This is a genomic window from Telluribacter sp. (assembly GCF_035998675.1).
Taxonomy (GTDB): Bacteria; Bacteroidota; Bacteroidia; order Cytophagales; family Spirosomataceae; genus Telluribacter.
In genome coordinates this window covers 1-19,633 of sequence record NZ_DASYHI010000015.1, presented here as the reverse complement: position 1 = coordinate 19,633, position 19,633 = coordinate 1, and the positions used below count along the sequence as shown (strand labels likewise).

24 protein-coding genes are annotated in these 19,633 nt (G+C 44.8%); 9 read left to right on the top strand and 15 right to left on the bottom strand.

The annotated features are described in order from the left end of the window. Window positions 1-50 precede the first annotated feature (50 nt). The 8 genes from VGN67_RS07810 to VGN67_RS07775 form a co-directional block, all read right to left on the bottom strand. A complete protein-coding gene (locus VGN67_RS07810) occupies window positions 51-1,229 on the bottom strand; it encodes a DUF6371 domain-containing protein (RefSeq protein WP_327486241.1) in 1,179 nt (392 codons plus the stop codon). Window positions 1,230-1,287: 58 nt separating this feature from the next. Next, the gene (locus VGN67_RS07805; RefSeq protein WP_327486240.1) at window positions 1,288-1,491 is read right to left on the bottom strand and encodes a hypothetical protein; all 204 of its coding nucleotides are present in this window, start codon (window positions 1,489-1,491) and stop codon (window positions 1,288-1,290) included. Between the two features lie 88 nt (window positions 1,492-1,579). Further along, on the bottom strand, window positions 1,580-3,178 hold the full coding sequence (locus tag VGN67_RS07800; RefSeq protein ID WP_327486239.1) for a phage/plasmid primase, P4 family: 1,599 nt from the start codon (window positions 3,176-3,178) through the stop codon (window positions 1,580-1,582). Window positions 3,179-3,478: 300 nt separating this feature from the next. Further along, window positions 3,479-3,784, bottom strand: coding sequence for a helix-turn-helix domain-containing protein (locus VGN67_RS07795; RefSeq protein ID WP_327486238.1), 306 nt, complete (start codon window positions 3,782-3,784; stop codon window positions 3,479-3,481). A 96-nt stretch (window positions 3,785-3,880) separates the two neighbouring features. Beyond that, the gene (locus VGN67_RS07790; RefSeq protein ID WP_327486237.1) at window positions 3,881-4,807 is read right to left on the bottom strand and encodes a hypothetical protein; all 927 of its coding nucleotides are present in this window, start codon (window positions 4,805-4,807) and stop codon (window positions 3,881-3,883) included. A gap of 52 nt (window positions 4,808-4,859) precedes the next feature. Further along, complete coding sequence (locus VGN67_RS07785; protein ID WP_327486236.1) at window positions 4,860-6,266, bottom strand: tyrosine-type recombinase/integrase; 1,407 nt, start codon at window positions 6,264-6,266, stop codon at window positions 4,860-4,862. A gap of 346 nt (window positions 6,267-6,612) precedes the next feature. Then, window positions 6,613-6,831, bottom strand: a complete 219-nt coding sequence (locus tag VGN67_RS07780) for a hypothetical protein (protein ID WP_327486235.1) — start codon at window positions 6,829-6,831, stop codon at window positions 6,613-6,615. A gap of 237 nt (window positions 6,832-7,068) precedes the next feature. Continuing rightward, window positions 7,069-7,200 (bottom strand): hypothetical protein, encoded by a 132-nt coding sequence (locus VGN67_RS07775; protein WP_327486234.1) that lies wholly within the window; start codon window positions 7,198-7,200, stop codon window positions 7,069-7,071. Window positions 7,201-7,518: 318 nt separating this feature from the next. Here VGN67_RS07775 and VGN67_RS07770 point away from each other — a divergent pair, with 318 nt between their 5' ends. The 4 genes from VGN67_RS07770 to VGN67_RS07755 all read left to right on the top strand — a co-directional run bounded on the left by VGN67_RS07770 (window position 7,519) and on the right by VGN67_RS07755 (window position 10,182). Next, a complete protein-coding gene (locus tag VGN67_RS07770) occupies window positions 7,519-8,319 on the top strand; it encodes a glycosyltransferase family 2 protein (RefSeq protein WP_327486233.1) in 801 nt (266 codons plus the stop codon). Next, on the top strand, window positions 8,291-9,025 hold the full coding sequence (locus tag VGN67_RS07765) for a polysaccharide deacetylase family protein (RefSeq protein ID WP_327486232.1): 735 nt from the start codon (window positions 8,291-8,293) through the stop codon (window positions 9,023-9,025). Before VGN67_RS07770 ends, VGN67_RS07765 begins: the two co-directional genes overlap by 29 nt. Before the next feature lie 63 nt (window positions 9,026-9,088). Next, the gene (locus VGN67_RS07760) at window positions 9,089-9,682 is read left to right on the top strand and encodes a class I SAM-dependent methyltransferase (protein ID WP_327486231.1); all 594 of its coding nucleotides are present in this window, start codon (window positions 9,089-9,091) and stop codon (window positions 9,680-9,682) included. Between the two features lie 167 nt (window positions 9,683-9,849). Next, on the top strand, window positions 9,850-10,182 hold the full coding sequence (locus VGN67_RS07755; RefSeq protein ID WP_327486230.1) for an SH3 beta-barrel fold-containing protein: 333 nt from the start codon (window positions 9,850-9,852) through the stop codon (window positions 10,180-10,182). 144 nt (window positions 10,183-10,326) lie between these two features. On the opposite strand, the gene VGN67_RS07750 is transcribed toward VGN67_RS07755, so the two are convergent. After that, on the bottom strand, window positions 10,327-10,650 hold the full coding sequence (locus VGN67_RS07750; protein WP_327486229.1) for a hypothetical protein: 324 nt from the start codon (window positions 10,648-10,650) through the stop codon (window positions 10,327-10,329). A gap of 213 nt (window positions 10,651-10,863) precedes the next feature. Here VGN67_RS07750 and VGN67_RS07745 point away from each other — a divergent pair, with 213 nt between their 5' ends. Continuing rightward, entirely contained in the window at window positions 10,864-11,985 is a 1,122-nt protein-coding gene (locus VGN67_RS07745) for a sensor histidine kinase (protein WP_327486228.1), read from the top strand. After that, entirely contained in the window at window positions 11,972-12,703 is a 732-nt protein-coding gene (locus VGN67_RS07740; protein WP_327486227.1) for a LytTR family DNA-binding domain-containing protein, read from the top strand. The genes VGN67_RS07745 and VGN67_RS07740 overlap by 14 nt, the downstream gene beginning before the upstream one ends. 97 nt (window positions 12,704-12,800) lie before the next feature. Here VGN67_RS07740 and VGN67_RS07735 read toward each other — a convergent pair whose 3' ends face one another. The 6 genes from VGN67_RS07735 to VGN67_RS07710 form a co-directional block, all read right to left on the bottom strand. Continuing rightward, a complete protein-coding gene (locus VGN67_RS07735) occupies window positions 12,801-13,247 on the bottom strand; it encodes a DinB family protein (RefSeq protein WP_327486226.1) in 447 nt (148 codons plus the stop codon). A gap of 335 nt (window positions 13,248-13,582) precedes the next feature. Continuing rightward, window positions 13,583-15,220, bottom strand: a complete 1,638-nt coding sequence (locus tag VGN67_RS07730; protein ID WP_327486225.1) for a S41 family peptidase — start codon at window positions 15,218-15,220, stop codon at window positions 13,583-13,585. A gap of 21 nt (window positions 15,221-15,241) precedes the next feature. Then, window positions 15,242-15,673, bottom strand: coding sequence for a hypothetical protein (locus tag VGN67_RS07725; RefSeq protein WP_327486224.1), 432 nt, complete (start codon window positions 15,671-15,673; stop codon window positions 15,242-15,244). A 63-nt stretch (window positions 15,674-15,736) separates the two neighbouring features. Next, entirely contained in the window at window positions 15,737-16,186 is a 450-nt protein-coding gene (locus VGN67_RS07720; protein ID WP_327486223.1) for a hypothetical protein, read from the bottom strand. Beyond that, complete coding sequence (locus VGN67_RS07715) at window positions 16,183-16,794, bottom strand: RNA polymerase sigma factor (protein ID WP_327486222.1); 612 nt, start codon at window positions 16,792-16,794, stop codon at window positions 16,183-16,185. Before VGN67_RS07715 ends, VGN67_RS07720 begins: the two co-directional genes overlap by 4 nt. Beyond that, the gene (locus tag VGN67_RS07710) at window positions 16,749-17,222 is read right to left on the bottom strand and encodes a hypothetical protein (protein ID WP_327486221.1); all 474 of its coding nucleotides are present in this window, start codon (window positions 17,220-17,222) and stop codon (window positions 16,749-16,751) included. The genes VGN67_RS07715 and VGN67_RS07710 overlap by 46 nt, the downstream gene beginning before the upstream one ends. 195 nt (window positions 17,223-17,417) lie before the next feature. Between VGN67_RS07710 and VGN67_RS24620 the strand changes: the two genes are divergently transcribed. The 3 genes from VGN67_RS24620 (at window position 17,418) to VGN67_RS07705 (ending at window position 19,266) form a co-directional block, all read left to right on the top strand. Further along, complete coding sequence (locus VGN67_RS24620) at window positions 17,418-17,696, top strand: IS1/IS1595 family N-terminal zinc-binding domain-containing protein (RefSeq protein ID WP_422664346.1); 279 nt, start codon at window positions 17,418-17,420, stop codon at window positions 17,694-17,696. Between the two features lie 57 nt (window positions 17,697-17,753). Further along, window positions 17,754-18,113 (top strand): IS1 family transposase, encoded by a 360-nt coding sequence (locus VGN67_RS24510; protein ID WP_414717302.1) that lies wholly within the window; start codon window positions 17,754-17,756, stop codon window positions 18,111-18,113. A gap of 331 nt (window positions 18,114-18,444) precedes the next feature. Continuing rightward, entirely contained in the window at window positions 18,445-19,266 is an 822-nt protein-coding gene (locus tag VGN67_RS07705) for an oxidoreductase (RefSeq protein WP_327486220.1), read from the top strand. Window positions 19,267-19,633 lie beyond the last annotated feature (367 nt).

Sequence of the window (19,633 nt, the reverse complement as noted above, 5' to 3'; positions counted from 1 at the left end):
CGGCCCGAATTGTAAAATCTATAAGAGCTGAAAAGTAGACCGCTGTGGGCCTATTTCTCATCAAACAAGGTTGGGTAGCCGTTCTGATTTATCTCAATTTGGTAGCGGGCACCTAACCAGTTTGTAAGTGTGTGAACGCCCGGCGGGAGTGGTTCTGGTTCCTCTTCGGCTGGCTGAGGCAAGCACACTGCGGCCTGTGTTTGTCCGATTCGATCGGCTATGTAATCAGCCATGTCGTAGCCGCTTTCCCGTTGCTTGTCCGTAATGGTGTGATCTTCTTCCAGCAAGGTAGATACCCGGAAACGGGCTATTTCTGCATACTGTTGCGCCTTTGCGGTCCATGCAGCAAACGCCCCTCCATCGGCTGATAAGTCCGGGTAGAGTACCACGTTCCGGCCCCGTAATGCTTGTAGTCTTTCCTGCGTCAGGTAAGACAGACTGCCCGTAGCCAAACAGACATACTGCTCAAAGAAGGGAGTAGCCATTACAGCCGTTTTAGGAGCCTCAAATAAAGCTACTGGTCTATCTGGGTACCTGTTCAGCAAGTGTTCCCCAAATAAGCAATCTACCCGCCCAGGCTGCTCTATGTAAGCATTAAGCCAGTCCGGTAACGCGTCGCCCTTCTGCTGGCATCGGTATCGAAGTACACTATGAATCCAGGTGGTGCAGCTCTTGCGTTCCCCTTCCCGTCCGGTATACTTGCGGGTATGCCCTGAGCTGTCAAACTGCTTTACCTGTCCTGCTCTGATTCGGCCTTGCTGGCTGATAAACCAAAATAGCGTATCTCCTTCCCAGCGTCCGGCAGAACCTATGTAGTAGGCCTCTATAAGCTGTTTTACTACCTCATCCGGGTAGAGGGTCAGGAGATAGGAGATAAACTGGTTCTGCTCAAAACCCGTGAGGCTGTCTTTAAATACCTCAACGGGTATATCTACTTTGGGTTTGGGTTGGGGCTTTGTGTAAGTTATTGACTTTGGCTTCCAGCTTATGTTCTCTCCCCGTTCCTTAGTATAGATCATCCTGGCGTACCCGTCTTTATAAGGGTTCAGGTGGTAGCCGCATTGATCGGCTCTATTACATCGGCCGTACTGCTCTGGAAGGGTTTCGCCTGTCTGGGTATCAATATAAGGTGAGAAGGAACGTTTAGCCCCGCAGTGAGAGTTAGGGCAGGTACCCCGGTCGCTGGGTGTCTTATAGGGCTTAAGCTGGAAGCGGTAGTCAGTAGGCATGAAAAAAAATGTTTTTCCCGGTTTCACTAAATTCACCAAATTCACTTTGGCGGCTGGCTTAAAGCAAGTCCAATTCCTTTTTGAACCTGAGTTTGCCATTCTCAATAATGGCGTAGTTGTCTTGTCCTATTGCTACGGAAGCCTTTCGGATCGCCCCATTAGGCATTATGAACTCAATGCTCGTAAATTTGATGTTGATCCGGGCGGGGCTAATTTCCTCTTCAATGGTTTCGGTTCGTATGTACTTAACAGAGGTTTGCATGGTGGTAGTTGGTTTTATTGAGGTAAAAGATTTCAGCGCCCACCCGGTGAAAAAGGTGAATCAGGTGAGCGCGCAAAAAACATTTTTTTTACAGGAGGGAAGAATCCTGTTTAAGGTATACCCGATTAATACGACCATCAACCAAAATCCCGGAGTTAATAAGCCGCTTCTTGAAATTCGTCTTCTGTACGGGCTTAAATCCGTCCTCAATACAGAAGGCCCGGTAATCGGTGTAGAGTTCTTTAAGGGCTCTCCACTGCTCCGGGCAGGAAGTATACCCGTTATCGTGCAGGAACATCTTCACACTATCGGATTCCAGCCGATACTGTTCAAGTTGCTTTTGTGCGGCCTCGCAATCGGTGAAGTGCCCCTTTTGCTCCAGGTACCGTTCTAATCCCTGCATTATCCAGTTAAAGACGCCTGGTAGTTCAGAATTGATAATCTTTACAGCCAGTCCCTTATCCTGCTTCCCTTCAGAAATGATTACATCAAAAGGGATGATAATGAATCGTCTAAAAAAAGCATTGGTCTGCTCTGTGTCTTTGGGAAGCTGGTTGCAGTTGAACATGAGTTTCGCGTAGTCCTCCATCATGTACGGCTGCTGATAAAGCTGCCGGGCTTCTATGGGTTCTCCTGAAATAAGAGCCTTAGCCTGATTAGGGTCAATCCGGGTACTCAGCTCACTTCCGTAGTTTATTAGCTTGTGGTCGATATTGGCCCTGGCTGAGCCGCCCCGCTCTACACTTGAAAGCGTTTCGAGAGAATACCCGGAAACATTCTCACTACCCCCAAAAACAGCGTAAGTCACTTCGTAGCATACTGACTTTCCGTTAGCCCCTTCCCCTAGCAACAAAAGGGCTTTCTCGGGCTTTAAGCTGCGATCCTTTACAAAAACATGCCCCAGAAACTCAGCTAAAACCATTTGGCGGGTAACATCAGGAAGTACTTCGTTGAGAAAGGCACTCCACTTTGGCGCGGTGGCTTTTGGGTCATAGGCAAAAGGCAGCTGATGAGTAAGGAAATCAGTAGGGTTAAAGCCCCGAAATATGTGCTTCCCTTTGTTTATTTCAAGCGTACCGTTCTGGAAGTTAATAAGTACCTGACCGTTGGTTGGTATTGGCCTTGATAACTGAGCGTCGGAGAAGAATTGTTCAAGTAGCAGCCGCTTAAAGGTTGCCTCTTTGGCATCAATCCAGTTAACGCCCATCTTTCGGGCTACTTTTCCCAAAAAGGATTCCAGTTCATCTTTGTCCAGCCGCTTCCAATAACATCCATTGTAGAGGTATACAAAGCCGTGGTTCTGGCAGAGGTTCCAGCGGTTGCGCTTGGCTACCTTTTGCAGCTCATCCACTACAATAACCTTCATCTGCTTCTGGTTAACTGTAAGCTTCCTGTCGTTAAGCTCTTCCAGCCTTTCGGCCTGTTCTGGGGTAAATGCCGGATTGGGTATCAGTTGGCCATCAGGCCCGGTGGTGTGCCTGGCATCCCGTAGCTCTTCCCGTTCCAAGGCTTCCGGGCAGGCTATGCGCAAAAAGTCAACCCGTGTTACCTCTTCCAGTAGGAGTTCCAGTATCTCGGCATGGCTTAAACTTCCTACTGCAAAGGCTTCCTGGTGTTTGGCGGCGTCTTCCTGAATCGTCTGACCAATACCGTCCATATCGAATTTAAATGAGGGTCTTAATTCCATATCAGAAGAGGGCGGTTTGAGTTGGCTTTGGGAACTTCGTTTGGTCGGTAGTCAAAAACTCCACCCATTCTCCTGTTATTCTACACTTACCCATTTTGGCAATGGCTACGTTATTATGGTCGGCTAAGGTCTTTACATACCGACATACATTTTGGATAGGTATTCCGGTATCAACGGCAACCATAAAGCGAGACGCGGTATTTGCCTTCAAATGGTCTCTTACCTTTTTTAATTGTGAGGCAGATTGTGTATCTTTATTAGGTCCTTGTCCGGGGGTAGGCTGTTGGTGATTGGGCGTCATCATTGCTTACCTCCTTTCTTATTTAAAGCGGCTCCATCTTCCAGGTAAGCAATAAGGTCCGACCGCTTAAAGTACAGCTTACCAAACCGCTTTACGTGCGGTATCTTCCGGATGTTCTGGTAAACAGTCTGCTGTGATACGTTGAGAGTCAACGCGGCATCCTTAATGCCCATGTACTCATCAGAAGCGGTGGCGTTAGTAGAAGGCGCCGAAAGGTAGGTGGCGAGCAACTGCTCGATTCCAGCCAGCCGTTCACCGAGGTTTTGAACGGCGCGGGGGAGTTGGTCAAATGTAGGTTGGTGCATCGTCTTTGCTTGTTAAATAGTGATAAGCAAAGGTGCAGTAGCCGAAAAAGGCTATCCGGTTAAATCCGGATTTAACCGGTTTCTTTCTATATTTCTTTATTCATCACCTCTTTCATGGTTTTCTAAATAGACTGAATAATCCTCTTTTGCTTTTTGAGTGCGGCATCCATCACCTCTTTCACATAGCAGTTGAATTAGGTTCTCAAAATCCTTAATCCGGGCTTTATGCTTCTTCCTGCCATTTACTCCAGTCCTATTTGACGGGTAATGATAGTATTCAATTACTTGCATTTGCTTATCTGTTAGGGGCATTTCATATTGACTTGCCAATTCTTTATAATCAATTTCATCTTTCAGGTAGTGGCAGAGTAGAGCAAAGACGTCTTGGTTTTTAATCTGCTGCTTTCCTATGCTATTGTCTGGACTTGGCTGTTTACTATCTTTCGGGTCCTGCTCATCCTCTTCATGGGGTATACCCATCTGCTCTTTCAAATACCACAATACCCATTTTACTGCCCCCTGCTTATACATCATAGCATCATGTAGATCCCAAAAAAAACTATCGGTGGTCTTTCCTTTGTCGAAGTTAGGGTCTTCTCCTACCCCAGTAGAGCGGGTAATAGGAATATTGAACAAGTGGAAGAACTTCCACTCAAAATCAAAAGAACTAAAATTGTCATTATTCCACTTCTCCCAGTACTCGAAAAGAACTTTCCACGCGTCATTGATATGTTTGTCAATCTGTTGTAGGCGCTTGATAATACGTAGTACTACCTCATCGGGAAGTAAGATTAATTCACTTAGTGTATGCTGTGCAATTTCATTGATGTAAACATCGTAGTCGCTGCTGTTTCCATTTTTTTTTGAACTATACTTACTGGCTCTGATAAGCATCTCAAGTGCATACTCCTCCCTCTTTTCATCGTATATTGGATTACCCCATCGATCATTCATCTGGTAATCTACTTCAATCGTTGTCGCTTCTTTTGTTAGCTGTTCAAAGTAGGAGGTTTTGTAGTTCATTTCGCCCTTATTTTTTCCGTGTTGTTAGTAGGTAATCTTTTCATTATGGCCCTTATAGCAGTGCTTCCAGGTACTTCCGGGTCTTCTCATCATCGAAGCTCCCCAGGTACGATTCAGTTGTTTTGATGTTAGTATGACCCAGGGACTGCGATATAAAAGCAAGTGGGGCCTCTGACTGGAGCAGGATCGTAGCAAAGGAGTGTCGGGCGGCATAGGTTGTTACCTCAGCAGTAATACCGACAGCTTTGGCAATCCGCTTGATATGGATATTGGTCACTTTCGTAACATTCTGAACCACCTTTAACTGACGGTCGGGAGTCATATCATTACTAAGGAACGGGAACACATAAGCGGTGCCAGAACGGGGCGTAGTTCCCCACCGTTCCAGGATAGCCATTGTTTCGACATTGAGTACTACTTTTACCTTTGTCTGGTTTCCCTTACGACTTCGTGAAGTCTTCTGACGTATAAAGGTTAATGTTTGCTCTTTCAGGTCAATATCCTTCCAGCGTAGTGTACAGATGTCGGCCATGTTCATCCCATTGCTGAGGTAGGAGAAAACCCATAGGTCACGGCCCCGCTGCTCCAAAGTTTCAGGCTTACATTCGTAGTTGATAATCTTTCGGACCTCCTCTTTACTTAAAGCTTTCTTGGTATTCTTTCCGGCAGGTATGACATACCGGTTCTTTCCGAACGGGTATTCGTCCCGGGAAACTACACCTGCTTCCATTGCATCGTTAAATACGGAACGGAGGTGACGGCAATAAATACCGACGGTGGTAGGGGTGGTACCTGTTGAGGCTTTTTTAGGGTCCTGTGCAGACTTGCCATGTGAAAGCATCCACTGTTCATACAAGGTCAGAAACTCATTTGTAACGTGCTTAAATTGTAGGGGTGGGGTAGGTGCAGGTTCTGCCCTTCTGGACCGTAGGGGGATTACGGGAAGCCCTAGTTCTTTACGGTCTTCATTGGTAAGAGATTCAATGAACCGGTTAAGAGATTTAGCTACCAGGCCGTAGTTAATGCCATTACTAACACGCCCCTGCCTCTTCATGTCCTCAGCTTTAAAATTAAGTGCTGCTATGAGGTCGCTGGCGTCCGTAGCCTGCTCCTCCTTACCGTAGCTGTCGAGTAGTTCTTTAAACCGATCAAAAGTAAAGTTGGCTCCAAGTTGCGCGGCAATGTTCCTGGCGACATGAACAACACCTAATGGCTTTCGGTCGTCGTACTTATCGGGCCGGTTCCATAGTGCTGACCACAGGCTTAGAAACTCCTCATCCTTAATCTTGCCGTCTGGCTTATCCCTTTCCGCGTTGTTCTTTAACCGCTCCCAGGTATCGGACTCAATTTTGAAGCCTGTGGCATAAAGACGCTGCTTACGCTCAAAAGTCAGATACAGCTTAATGGAATTATCGCCCCGCCTCTTGTCATGGAATAAAGTTACCGTTGCCGTCTTCATAATTAACCTTTGTGCATTACAATGTGCATTACAAAGTTAATGATTCAGCGCATAAAAGCAATAAAGATCAATAAATAGATTGGGTATAAATAGCTAATAGTCAGTAGATATACAAAGTATCAATAAAGGGATGATGAGAATCGAAAAAGCTATACCTACGACTCATAATCAGTAGGTGCCTGGTTCGATCCCAGGTGGGCCCACGTTGAAAAAGCCACTTACGCTTCGGTAGTAAGTGGCTTTTGTGTTTTTATATCTTCAATTTTGAAAGGTACCTGGAAAAATAATATATCCAGCCGCTAAACAGAAAAAGGCTTGTGAACCAGCACCTCAGTACCCTAAAATCCTACTTTTTGGAAATCCGGGGAATAAATCCAAAGTAGTCGTCAATGTAGTGGGCGAGCAGCAGACCGACAACAAAAAGGATGTAGCCGTCGACCAGAGGGGCCAGTGCATGTAGTGAAATATTCTGAAACCAGCACAGCAGCCGGAGTACCAGAAAAAGACCCGCCAGGAATAAGATAAACCTGATGGGTAAATGTAGAGAGGAGTGGTATTCGTTCATGAGGGTAACTAGCAAATCAATTACCCGATAAAATTACTAACCGGAAAGTAAACTTGGTTACTTCCCCCAATGATTTTTTTTCTTCCCCGCCCGGCGGTACCCCAAAAAGTTAAAACAGAAACAGGTACCTGTTTAGGTACCTGCTAATATATATTTTCTTCCCGTACCAGTGATCCATTGTAAAGAGCCTTGGGAAGCGGCTGCCTGAGTGGTACTTCGGTGGAGACGGGCGCGATCTTAGCTCAACGTTTTCACGTAGTAGTACTTCTTGGTGAGGTTTTCGAAAGGTTCAGCGGTATAGATAGTCTCCTTCTTCCCCGACCTGGTTTTCTGTACACTGTACTGACGAATAATGGCTATCGAGTTCATGGCTGTATCAATTTTGTATACCGATTAGACACATTCTATAAGCTATGGTTTAATACGGAATGGCTACTTCTCCGGGTTTTCTTACTAGTACAATTACCCTACCAAATAGGATATACCTATTAAATTTAATTTTTTTCTAAGCTGCTTTTAAGGCTATTCTAATGTCAGTATCTGAATTTTGTAATTCAGATACAAATGCCATGCTGTCATTTGATACCGGAAGAGAGAGCGAAGGCGTGGTTGTCGGGTAGCGTATTTATAATACAGCAGTTTACGAAACATAATTTGACTTATTCCTAAACCCCAAGTAGTACGCGTATGACTCCAATCAGCGTTGTTATTATTACTTACAACGAGGCTCATGTGCTGGCTCAAACGCTAAAGTCGGTTAGTTGGGCCGATGAAATTGTGGTAGTGGACTCAGGTAGTACCGACGGTACCATAAAGGTAGCTGAAGATGCGGGCGCGCGGGCTTACTACCGGGCTTTTGATGGGTACGGGAGTCAGAAATGCTACGCGGTAGCGAAGGCATCCCACGACTGGATTCTTTCAATTGATGCCGATGAAGTAGTATCTGCCGAATTGGCGGATGAAATACAAAGCCTGTTTCGGCAAGTACCCGACTGCCAGGGCTATACCTTCCCGATTTCGCTGGTTTACCTGGGGCGGTTACTTCGGTATTCGGGCGAATACAACAAACGGTTTCTTCGCTTATTTAACCGGCAGGCAGGTACCTTTACCAGAGACAGTGTTCACGAAAAAGTGCAGGTGAAGGGAAAAGTAAGTACCCTGTCTAACCGGGTGTATCATTATAGCTTTGAGAGCCTGGCGGAGCATCTTTTTAAGATAGACCGGTACTCTACCGCAGCGGCCGCGGGTTTGTATGCCCAGGGAAAGCGAGCCACCCGGCTCAAAGCCCTGCTGCGATTCCCGTTAACCTTTTTCAAGATTTACTTCCTGCGCCTGGGCATTCTGGATGGCTATGAAGGCTTTTTGTGGGCTTTCTATGTCTCTATATATACCATGACCAAATACACCAAGCTGGTTGAGCTGCATCAGCAGGCTTCCGTTGCTACTTCCCAACCACCCTATGTTCTGGAACTGGCTTTGGGGAAGTAGGGTACGGGTACTGATGTACCACAAGCTGGATGAGGGACGGTCCGACTTCCTGACCGTTACTACCGGGCAGTTTCGGAATCAGCTGAGCCTGCTGGCCGGGCGCGGTTACCAGTTTATTTCGCTGCAGGACTGGCTGGACCACATCCATCACGGCCTCATTCTGCCGGCTCGTCCGGTGTTGCTGACCTTTGATGACGCTTACGCGTCGGTACTATCGCACGCCTACCCACTGCTGAAAGAGTTTGGTGCCAAAGCGGCCATTTTTGTACCCACGGCCTACGTCGGGGCTTCCTCAAGCTGGGACAATCCGGCCGAACCTCTGCTATCGGCCGAGCAGTTACGAAATCTGGACCCACGGATTTTTCAGTTGGGCCTGCATACGCACCGGCACCTTAACTACCAGTACCTACGGCCCGACGAAATAGCGCAGGATCTTGACGCCAGCCTCCAATTTTTTAGAGCACATAATCTTTTGTTTGTCAGGGCGCTGGCGTACCCGTACGGGCGGCGTCCTGCCGACCCGAAAGTATACCAGCAGATGCTCCACCTGTTCAGGGAACACGCCATAGAAGCCGCCTTCCGGATTGGCAACCGGATCAATCCGGCTGTACCCCGTAACCTGTTTGAAATAAACCGGATTGATATCCGGGGTACTGATTCCCTGAGAACTTTTGCCAGAAAAGTCACTTACGGACGCCTGTTTTAAAACTTTCCTTTTTGTAAAGAGGAAGAAAATATTTCGTAGTACCTGTTAAACCTGAAGTATACCATGAGTCAATTTTTTCAAACCGCCGAAGACCTTTTCAAGCGGAAAGTATTACGCCAGGACCGCGACCGCTGGAACTACCAGTATAGCCAGGGGAAATGGACAACCCTGGGCGACATAAATGAGCTGGCGCGGTTCAGTGTCATTGCAGGTTACGCGCAGTACCTGAAGCCCAACGGGAAAATCCTGGAGATAGGGGCGGGGGAAGGGTACCTGCAGCAGCGATTCGATAAAACCAAGTATAGCCTGTACTACTCGACGGATGTATCGGATGTGGCCATTGAAAGGGGGAAGAAAAACGAGGATGAGAAAACGAAGTACCTGGTGGCGGACATGAATCTCTACGAGCCGGATACTACCTTCGACTGCATTATCATTAACGAAGCCATTTACTACGCCAAGTCGGTGGAGGCGGTTCTGGATCGTTTCAACCTCTACCTGGTCGAAGGCGGGATTTTTATTGTAAGTATAAACGGGGACGAGCGTAACGCCAACTGGCACCGGATGATGGACCAATGCACCTATCCAAAATTAGACAAAACCACCGTTAGCGCTACTCGGAATACCTTCACAATTACTGTATTGGGAAAGAAGTGAAAAGGCATTGACTGATTATATAAATGGGGATTAACCCATTGAAAGTTAGTTGATTAATTGTGTTACATAGTATCGATATACCCTGGATTTTTGAAATTATTCCAGGGTATATTTTGTTTTTTATATAGACAAAAACCGACCACTAAGTCGTATTAATACAACCAGCTATGAAAGATAAAATGCCAGTAAACAGAACAGAATTATTTACAACGGCCTGGGCCATCCGGCCGGAATGTACCAGTTTTGCGGAAGCCCTTCGTAAAGCCTGGGCGTCGCACAAATTGCGGGTGGCCATGAACGAAGGCATAGTAGCCTTTTTGTACAAAAAGAAAGACGGCTCGTTTCGGCCAGCGGCAGGTACCCTTCAGCTGAACCTGCTATCGAAGGAGTATACGCCCAAAAGCGAACGGGAGCCTCAGCCAACGGTACTTACCTACTTTGACGCCCAGCGTCTGGACTGGCGGTCGTGTAAGGTAGCTAATCTGCTGCTGGCGGCTTAGGACCAATGATTTTTATGGAATAGAGAATAGTCTACGATACGAAAAAGCCTCCCTTCTACCTGAGGGGAGGCTTTTTTTACTATTAAATCCCAAAATTCAATTACCATTGGCCTGCCAGTAGGCTAGGTGCCAGTAGGAGGTACCTTAGCGAACCGCCAGCGATTGCAGCAGATTTTTCTGGTTGAGCCGGGCCAGCTGCCGGGCCGAAGCAACGTAGGTACGCAGGGCTTTGTCCAGCTTACGGCGGGTACTCCGTTTACGAATGTCCAGGTTTTGGTCTTTTAGAGTCTCTTCGTAGACGAGCTGGTGCTGCTGGTGATAAATGCGGAAGGTGGAAGCCGGTACACCGGAAGTACTTACCTCCACAACCCAGTGGTAGTTGCTGGAGGTGGGCCGGGCCTGGCCGTTGGTACCGCCGAACCCCAATAGCAGGCTCAGGCAAAAAAAGGTTCTGATTAAATTTTTCATGGCTTTGATGGTTTTAAAGTATGGTTCAAAGCTAGTTGTAATCAATAAGCCGCGCACAGGAAGTAGACCGTCCGGTGGTGCAGGTAGCTACTCGTCCGGCTGGCAGCTACGAATGCCTTTCGTCGTCCAAAAACTTCCATTTGTCGATAAAGTAGGTAAAGGAGTATTTCGAGTGGCGGATAGTTGTATTTTTGGTTAACAAAGGGTCAAAATATGCTCGAAACACTTATTTTCTCCAACCAGCGGAAGTACGTCCTGACCCGGCACGGGCTGTTCTGGCTGTCCTGGCTCTTATTCTTTACGTACATCTACGCCCAGAAATTTGTCAGTATTGGCCCCGAAGTAGCCTACGTAAGCTCTTTTTGGGAAGCGCTTATTTATATGCCCATTCATATCGGCATGGGCTACGCCCTTATCTACTGGATCATCCCGCATTACCTGCTGCGTTCGCGCTACCTGATGGCGGTTTTACTAATGGTAGTCAGTATTTTGCTGGCGGCTCTGGTATCTCACTTTTTTACGGCCTGGTTTGTGGAACCGCTCCGCGTCAGCATGGGGCTCCCCAATCCGATGTCAAATATGTTTTATGGGCTCATGGCCGGCCTGCGCGGAACCAACACCACCACCGGCTTTACGGGTACTATCAAGCTGCTGAAGTTCTGGTACCAGAAGAAAATAGAGAACGAAACCCTGAAGCGCGAAAAGCTAAACGCCGAGCTTACCATGCTGAAAGGCCAGCTCCACCCGCATTTTCTCTTCAATACCCTCAACAACCTCTACGGCCACATTGTAAGCGGCTCCGGGCAAAGCGGCGATATAGTACTTAAGCTGTCGGGCCTGCTGCGGTACATGCTTTACGAATGCAGTGGTACGCAGGTACCGCTGTCGAAGGAAGTACTTATGCTGGAATCGTACGTAGAGCTGGAAAAGCTGCGGTACGGCCAGCGGCTGGATGTTTCTTTTACGGTAACCGGCGTGCAGGATACCCATAGGGTGGCTCCCCTTGTTCTGCTGCCCTTTGTCGAAAATGCTTTCAAACACGGTACCAGTCAGCTACTGGACCAGGCCTGGATTTCTATTTCGGCCAGCGTGACCGGTAATGAGCTGGCTTTTAAAGTAATAAATCCGGTCTGGACGGAAAGTACCCGGCCTGCCGATTCGGGAATAGGCCTGGCCAATGTACAGAAACGGCTGGAATTGCTGTACCCCAACCGCTTTACCCTGAAAATAACCGAAGGGGAAGATACCTTTGTGGTATTTTTGAAAATTGCGTTGGATGAAGCTGCCGAGGTACCTGCCGACGAGCGTAAACCTGATAGTTATGAATTTGCATGAACCAGTCCGCTGTCTGATTGTGGACGATGAGCCGCCCGCGCGGGAGGTAATCAAGACCTACCTGCGGGCCGTACCTTCGCTGCGGCTGGTGGGGGAGTGCTCGCACGCGCTGGAGGCGTTTCATCAGATTCAGCAGCAGAGCGTTGACCTCCTGTTTCTCGACATCCAGATGCCCCAGCTACGGGGTACCGACCTGATGCGCTCGCTGAAAAATCCGCCGAAGGTTATTTTTACCACGGCATTCAGCGAATACGCCATCGAAGGCTTTGACCTGGACGCGGTCGACTACCTCCTGAAGCCTTTTTCCTTTGACCGTTTTCTGAAAGCCGTCGATAAAGTCTACTACGGCAAAGAGGTACCTCAATCCGCGCCTGCGGCCCGGCCGGTACCCGACAAAAGTACCCGCTCCGAATTCCTGTACTTTCGGGTCGACCGCAAGATGGTCAAGGTGTACCTGGATGATATCTGCTATGTTGAAAGCCTCAAAGACTACGTAAGGATTGTAACAACCGACGGACAACTCATTACCAAACAACCCATTTCTTCGGTCGAAGACATGCTGCCCGAGCGTTCGTTCCGGCGTATTCACCGTAGCTTCCTGGTTTCGCTCGACAAGGTTACCAGCTTTACCGCCACGCACGTAGAGCTGGGCAAGAAAGAGCTTCCTATTGGCAAGCTATACAAGCACGAAGTAGAAAACGCGCTGATTCGGGGGTAGGGGAGAGGTTGATTTCACTTCCTTTTACTTAGTAGTATTCCAAATGTGAAATCAGAGTAGGAACCGGTATCTTGCAGATACTGTGTTGTAAGCGTCCTTATATATCAATTAGCCTCCTATGATAGTTTACCTGTCCTAGGTGATAGGTTAGGTGAGTAGCCAAATGCACCAACAAGTATTCAGTAGATGTTTTCTGTTCAAATACTACTACAGGATACTCATTTGCCAGAGCCCCTTCATCCAGGCTATCCAGTGAATAGTTAACTACCTCAATGGTGTTGTCAATCATGTTGAGCAATTCCTCCCGGGGAACATCTTTTAAGGAAAACTCTAATTCTCTGTTTCTTATATAGTCAGTTTTCCCGAGCTCCTTTCCTATGTACGTATTGAGGTTGCCCACTAAATGCAGGCAAAGGTTTCCCGCTGAGTTAGCAATGGATCCTTCAATCTTCCACAGGTGTTCTTCCTTCTTGTACAGTTCTACTTCGGTTTGTAACTTTTTTAAGTCTCTGGTGAACAGTGCTTTTAAGGTTTCTATTAACATATGTATTATTCCTTACTTAAATATTGAAATGCTGGTATAGCTTTTTGTGGTCAAGCTGTGCCTGGATGATGTCTGTCGGCAGCCTCTTTTGTTAGGGTTACAGCTAACGTTTGTGTTTATGACGGCTTGGGTTTACGAAGTGCGTCTTTGTCCCTCGTTGCTGAACGAAATTAAGAAAACAAAACTTGATACCAACACTGAACCCCAAGCTGGCATAAATATTTTGTTATGCACTGTGCCGCACTTGGACAATCTTAACCACACGGATGCCAGTGCGTTGGATGTGTGTCAGCATGCGCGGCACTAGCATTGGTGTGGTTGTTCGAAGGATGATCTTATTTCTTTGTCAGCCCCAGAGCGTATTCAAGCTGAACGTCCTTACCATTAATTATGTCACTAATACTTGGAATCACAACGTAATCCGGGATTATTCCTCTGTCCGGATACTTGGCTTTCTTAACTGCATTACTATATTTATACTTAGGAATGGAAATATTAACTTTACTGTTTGGTAGGGTCGTTCTAAAAGTCTCTCCGGATGTATTGCCATAGTAGCCACCTCCTGTCTCCTCACCTACAAATTTTCCTCTATTGTCACTTTTTGCAATGGCGCAAATATCCGATGCTGTTGAAAAAGACAAACCATTAATAATGAAAAGAACTTTTCCTTTAAAATTATCCATGCTGGGTTGTTGTACATCCAGGCCAGGATGGTCACTTATCGCAAGCTTTTTAGTATTGGACTCAATAGAAGCGAAGTAATTGAATGGCCTATTTGTTAAGTAGGAATAAAGCAAAGCGCCATATTGGTCATCACCGCCACTATTATTGCGCAAATCAATAATCAATTTATTTACTTTTTTATTTTGAATCTCTTTAAAACTCATTTGTAAGAACCTCACAAGATCCTCATTCGTCTGTCTGAGTCGTTCGCTACTAAAAGTTTTGATGGTAAGAACAGCAATGTTCCCTGATTTGTAGTCCAGTTGCAGGTATTTGCCATCATTGTGTCTATTTGGGACACATGATTCCTTGATGAAATCAGCATTAAGATGCGTGTTTTCCACTAACCCCGTTTGGGTCTTGTATGTGATGGTATGGCCGGATTTTATCCCGAAAATCCAACTATAAAGAAAAGGGAAAGCGTCCCTGTTCAGTGTCCAATATTTTTTCGTTTCAATCTTTCCATCCGATGATAAGTAGCGAAACAACTCCTTACGAATGTCATTGATTGGTTTGCCGTCAATCGAGAGCAACTTTGTTCCAGAAGGTAGTTCATCGAATTCACTGCAAAGCACAAATGCCCTTTCATCCATAAAGTAGAGTTGAATCGGGAACATTCTAACATGCCTAGCATAATATTGCATTAATTCGGAAGGCAAACTGCTTCCGGTATGTCCATCTTTAACAAAACTCAGGAAAAATCTGATCAATGTTCCAAATTCAAATTGGTTCATTGGATGATCAAGAGTGCGAAACAAGCTGTCAGACAATTGGGTAAACTCATTCCTGTTTTGGTATCGGAGCAAACCACCATGTTCTTGCAGTAAGGCTTCCTTAAGAAAAGTAAAGTCTTTTTTCAGCAGTTCCGGATCAATAGTAGCAACTTCAATTTTCTCCTTTGGTACAGAATTTATCTGTGTGTAGCAGGTATCTTTGTTATTTAGCAGAATAATGAAATCATAAGTGAAACCAGATTTTACATCAAAAGAAATGGAGTCTATATCTGTATAGAACGTTATCTTCCTTTCTTTTTCAGGCAAAAGTGCATAATAGATGTCAGGCTTAGCTTCAGGTGTCAGATTCCATATACCCTTTTGAAAAACGGCCCCGTCCCTTATGTCAACAGTTTTGGTGTGCGCCCTTATCATTGGTAAAGTTTGTTGTGCATTCGTAGATTGGCATACCACGATGACAAAGAATAAGACAATACGTTTCCATGCCCAGATTTGGGTAATTATTGGTTGTTTCATTTTTGATTAAAGTTTAGTGATCTATTTAGTGGATTGTTTCAGGTAATAATGATAGCCCAGAAAACTCAGAGCAATACTAAACGACATGACGGCCAAAGAGTGGATACCCAATGGTAATGTATAATTGATAATAGTTAATCCGATACCGATACCAGCTAGAATGGAAAACCATTTAATATTGATGGCACCATCTTCTTTTGTATCCGATTGCAGTATGGATGAAGCTATATTTTCGGATACCCCTTTATCAGCAATCTTGTTCTTAAGACGATAATCCAGCATTCGCTTCAGAATGGAAAGAATAAAAATCATTACGAGAATGACTACAAAAATGGTAGCACTAATATTGAATATATCCTCACTAACACTCATTCCTTGGGTAGGATTGTTTTCTTGGGCAATTGCCATAAATGAAATTGTTGCCATGGTTACGATACATAGTGTCTTTTTCATGTTTGTCGCTTTATTTTCTGTTTTTTAATTAGACTGGTTCAGGTGTTTAATGTTGCAGTGTAATCAACCGAAATCCAGTTTGTTTATTTTCTTTTTATATTTTGTGATCATTTCAATGCCCTGAAAGCACATCAATGTAATTGCTGCTGTAAACACCAAATACATTGATATGGAAGGAATGCTTAAAAACATGTTAATCAAATGTTGACCAAATAGATAGCCGATAGCACAAATGGAACAGACTCCAAAAAATGCAAAAGGCCAGACAAGAGAAGTAGCCTTGGAGTTTGCTGGCTTATGATTCGTTATACAAGACAAAACCAAACCAGCCAAATCGAATTCAAAGATTGGTTTTGATTGATGCTTAATTGCTGAAAACAATAACTGGTATATATGAGCTTTTGCCTTGCAACTGGGGCATATATCCACATGTTCAATGATAGCATTCGTACAGTTAGGTTTATCCAAAACGTACTGTTGAATATCGTTATCGGAAATGTGTTCATCTGTCATAGATCGCCCCTTTTATATTTTCGAAGTATTTGTTTCTTTAAATATTTCCTTGCTCTGAAAAGATAATTTTTTGCTGTTCCTTCCGGTAGCCCCGTGATCTGGATTATTTCTTCATAGCTCAATTCTTCATTATGATACAGTGTAATTAAGGTTTTGTAAACTGGCGGCAGCTTTTCGATTTCAAGTTTGAATATCTCTGAAACCTCTTTTTCAAAAAATCGAGACTCTGTCTCACTGATTGATTCCAAATTGAACTTATTACTGAATACATCCAATACTTCATCATGCGCATCATTGTCGCTAATATCAAGAAGAACCAATTTTTTCTTTTCGAGATAGTTTAAGCAGGTGTTGTATGTAATCTGCCCAATCCAAGTTGATAGTTTAGAACGAAATCTGAAGTTGGGCAAGTCCTTAAATGCTTTCAGATATACTTCCTGTGCAATATCCCTTCGATCTTCGTCATTGCTTATCATTTTGAATGCAATTTGGGCAACCAGACCCTTTGTGTTGTTTATAATAATCTCAAAAGTTTTGGTGTTTCCACTCAAAATCTTTTCAATCAAGTATTGGTCTGTTGGATTATTTGTTTCTGCTTTGTCCACCATAGGAGATTAGACAGGTATGTATTTAAAATGTTGCATGAATTGGCTAGGTTAATATATTTATTATTAAGCGTGATCTGGAATTGCTGTCCCTCTATTTTTCTCTTCAGTAAGCTGTCACCTATGTTCATATCCAGATTGCTTGTGCGGGCAGGAAGAATTAGCTCTTTTGCTTGCTTTGGTGTCGCGATGGAAGGTGTGGCAAGCAAATGTGCCAATGCGCGGTGGCCACTACTCTGTCCGCGCGGCATTGCGGCTAACGCTCGGCAAATTGGCGAAGTTGCGGAGCGTAAATGAAGTTGAAAGCGAGGCAATTTCGCCAATTTGCCAGTTGTACAAAGTAGGGAGGGTAGAAAAAGCTGCCAGCCTCTCTCTTTGGCCAGAATGATAAAATATTTTGCAAATCCTCGATTTGCGAAGACTTTTATCATGGTTTTTGACTAACTTCGCTACCTCCGTGGAACCAATCGCCTGCGAAGATTAGTCAAAAACTGGCCGTCTGCATTCCCCCTCCCTATTGCGTCGCAACGGAGAACATATTTGCGAAGAAGCGGTATTATATGTTCTGCTGCTTCATTAACTTTGTGGTAGTGATAATTTAAGGGGTGATTTGTTATATTTGGCTTATGATAAGTGAAACCACCCATTGTAAGTGCCAGCGCTGCGGCAGCTTGAACTTACGGAAGAATGGCCATTCCACTTCCGGCAAGGCTAAATACCACTGCAAGGACTGCAATAAGTATGGTACCATCAGTAACGTAGCTCAACAGCGAGCCGAACGCTATGAGCAGGTGGAAAAGCTCTTGTTAGAACGGACCTCTCTACGTGGTATTCAACGCGTGACGGGTGTAAGTCGCCCTACAATTATAAAGCTAGCGAAAAAAAAGCGGCCGCCGCTGCGGTAGGTCACTCCCTTTATGTCCAAGTAGATACCGCCGTTGCCGTACCTGTTATTGAAGTGGATGAAATGTACCGGTCCGCCGTCGCGGTCCTTCGTTGGCAGTAAGCAGATTAAAACCTGGATTTGGCTAGCTTTCGAGCGTAGAAGCGGCCAAATAGTTGGCCTTGCTACTGGTGATCGCAGTGAGTACTGTGGACAGTTACTTTGGGAGAGCTTACCATTTTATTACCAACAAAATGCTATCTTCTTTACAGATCTGTATCCTGTTTACAAAAGCGTTATTCCTGCTCAGAGGCATCACCAGAAAGCAGGTGGTACCGCTCACATCGAAAGATTCAACCGCGGCGGCGGACCGCAATACTCTCAGGCAACGCCAGCCGCATCTGACTCGGAAAACATTAGCATTTGCCAAAACGGATGACAGTCATTTTGCTCGAACTCTTAACTTCATCAATTACTACAATAAATCTAAATCACCTTAGTATTTACCACTACCAACTTTCTACTGCCAAATTCATTTTTTTACTTAAAGATAGCTATGTAGCCGTTTTTTTGCAAATACGCTGTTGGTTGCAGTTTTAATCATACAGGCTGAATCCAAACAGTCGGACATTTATTTATTTCTAAAAAAAGGCTCAAACAAAAAATTGAGTTCAAATTTTATTAATCCCCTCACCTAAACAAAATTGAATCTTACAAAAAACTTATAATTTTATAACGGTGTGGCCTTTGCTTCATAAAATGAAATGAGAATGAACAAAGTAATATTAATAACCGGTGCATCTGCCGGTATCGGTAAAGAAGCAGCAAAACAATTGTTGCAAGCTGGGAATGTAGTGTATGGTGCAGCGCGCAGGTTTGATAAAATGAGTGACATAGAGGCATCAGGAGTAAGGGTGCTTCAGATGGATGTTACCAATGAACAATCAATGGTAGCCGGTGTAAATAGTATTTTAAAAGCAGAAGGCAGAATTGATGTATTGATTAACAATGCGGGCTTTGGTGCTTACGGTGCTGTTGAAGAGGTTCCTATGTCAGAGGCAAAATACCAGATGGAAGTTAATGTGTTCGGTGCAGCAAGACTAATACAATTAGTTCTGCCGTCCATGATTGACCATCATTTTGGTAAAATTGTTAACATTTCTTCTATCAGTGGTAAATTCGCCTTACCATTAGGAGCATGGTATCATGCGAGTAAATTTGCTTTTGAAGCGTTAAGTGATAGCTTACGTAATGAAGTAAAGCAATTTGGTGTAGATGTAATTGTGATAGAACCAGGCGCCATCAAAACAGAATGGGCTAATATAGCAACTGAAAATTTGCTGAAAGTGTCGGGACAAGGAAGATATAAGCAAATGACGGAAGACTTTGCCAAAATGATTAAATCGATGGATGACAGTACAGCCGGAGAACCTAAACTGATAGCTAACCTAATAAAAGAAGTGATTACCACGGAGCAGCCGGAAACAAGATATGCAGCTGGGTATATGGCAGAAGAATTACTCTCCATGCGAAAAACCATGACTGACCGTGAATTTGATGATATGCTAAGCAGCCTACTGAACAGAAAATAAGAGGAATGCAAAAGGGGGATCAACGTATACAGATAGTTTCGAGCATCAAAAGTTGCAACGTTAAAGTGTTTATGAAGTTGTGGCAATTGAAAACCTTCCGTTTCAATTAACCACAAAAGCAAAATAGCGATTTTAAGCTGAATGCTTAATGTCCAGCCACAATGTTAGTGGCAGGCTTGGTACGTTGGTAATTAGGACTTAGATTTTATTGAGCCCAATAGACCTTTTAGAACCTGTTTAAAAATAAGGTATAAAGGGTCAAAAAAGGCAGAATCAGCCTATCTTGTGGGTTAATCCGACCAAAGATGTACCCCACAGACCTGACTGATTCCGCCTGGCAAGTTATCCAGGAAATCCTTGCTGACAA

Bases quoted from the DNA above. Each gene is read 5' to 3' on its own strand.
- VGN67_RS07810 (WP_327486241.1), bottom strand. From the start codon at position 1,229: ATGCCTACTGACTACCGCTTCCAGCTTAAGCCCTATAAGACACCCAGC.
- VGN67_RS07805 (WP_327486240.1), bottom strand. From the start codon at position 1,491: ATGCAAACCTCTGTTAAGTACATACGAACCGAAACCATTGAAGAGGAA.
- VGN67_RS07800 (WP_327486239.1), bottom strand. From the start codon at position 3,178: ATGGAATTAAGACCCTCATTTAAATTCGATATGGACGGTATTGGTCAG.
- VGN67_RS07795 (WP_327486238.1), bottom strand. From the start codon at position 3,784: ATGCACCAACCTACATTTGACCAACTCCCCCGCGCCGTTCAAAACCTC.
- VGN67_RS07790 (WP_327486237.1), bottom strand. From the start codon at position 4,807: ATGAACTACAAAACCTCCTACTTTGAACAGCTAACAAAAGAAGCGACA.
- VGN67_RS07785 (WP_327486236.1), bottom strand. From the start codon at position 6,266: ATGAAGACGGCAACGGTAACTTTATTCCATGACAAGAGGCGGGGCGAT.
- VGN67_RS07780 (WP_327486235.1), bottom strand. From the start codon at position 6,831: ATGAACGAATACCACTCCTCTCTACATTTACCCATCAGGTTTATCTTA.
- VGN67_RS07775 (WP_327486234.1), bottom strand. From the start codon at position 7,200: ATGAACTCGATAGCCATTATTCGTCAGTACAGTGTACAGAAAACCAGG.
- VGN67_RS07770 (WP_327486233.1), top strand. From the start codon at position 7,519: ATGACTCCAATCAGCGTTGTTATTATTACTTACAACGAGGCTCATGTG.
- VGN67_RS07765 (WP_327486232.1), top strand. From the start codon at position 8,291: ATGTTCTGGAACTGGCTTTGGGGAAGTAGGGTACGGGTACTGATGTAC.
- VGN67_RS07760 (WP_327486231.1), top strand. From the start codon at position 9,089: ATGAGTCAATTTTTTCAAACCGCCGAAGACCTTTTCAAGCGGAAAGTA.
- VGN67_RS07755 (WP_327486230.1), top strand. From the start codon at position 9,850: ATGAAAGATAAAATGCCAGTAAACAGAACAGAATTATTTACAACGGCC.
- VGN67_RS07750 (WP_327486229.1), bottom strand. From the start codon at position 10,650: ATGAAAAATTTAATCAGAACCTTTTTTTGCCTGAGCCTGCTATTGGGG.
- VGN67_RS07745 (WP_327486228.1), top strand. From the start codon at position 10,864: ATGCTCGAAACACTTATTTTCTCCAACCAGCGGAAGTACGTCCTGACC.
- VGN67_RS07740 (WP_327486227.1), top strand. From the start codon at position 11,972: ATGAATTTGCATGAACCAGTCCGCTGTCTGATTGTGGACGATGAGCCG.
- VGN67_RS07735 (WP_327486226.1), bottom strand. From the start codon at position 13,247: ATGTTAATAGAAACCTTAAAAGCACTGTTCACCAGAGACTTAAAAAAG.
- VGN67_RS07730 (WP_327486225.1), bottom strand. From the start codon at position 15,220: ATGAAACAACCAATAATTACCCAAATCTGGGCATGGAAACGTATTGTC.
- VGN67_RS07725 (WP_327486224.1), bottom strand. From the start codon at position 15,673: ATGAAAAAGACACTATGTATCGTAACCATGGCAACAATTTCATTTATG.
- VGN67_RS07720 (WP_327486223.1), bottom strand. From the start codon at position 16,186: ATGACAGATGAACACATTTCCGATAACGATATTCAACAGTACGTTTTG.
- VGN67_RS07715 (WP_327486222.1), bottom strand. From the start codon at position 16,794: ATGGTGGACAAAGCAGAAACAAATAATCCAACAGACCAATACTTGATT.
- VGN67_RS07710 (WP_327486221.1), bottom strand. From the start codon at position 17,222: ATGATAAAAGTCTTCGCAAATCGAGGATTTGCAAAATATTTTATCATT.
- VGN67_RS24620 (WP_422664346.1), top strand. From the start codon at position 17,418: ATGATAAGTGAAACCACCCATTGTAAGTGCCAGCGCTGCGGCAGCTTG.
- VGN67_RS24510 (WP_414717302.1), top strand. From the start codon at position 17,754: ATGAAATGTACCGGTCCGCCGTCGCGGTCCTTCGTTGGCAGTAAGCAG.
- VGN67_RS07705 (WP_327486220.1), top strand. From the start codon at position 18,445: ATGAACAAAGTAATATTAATAACCGGTGCATCTGCCGGTATCGGTAAA.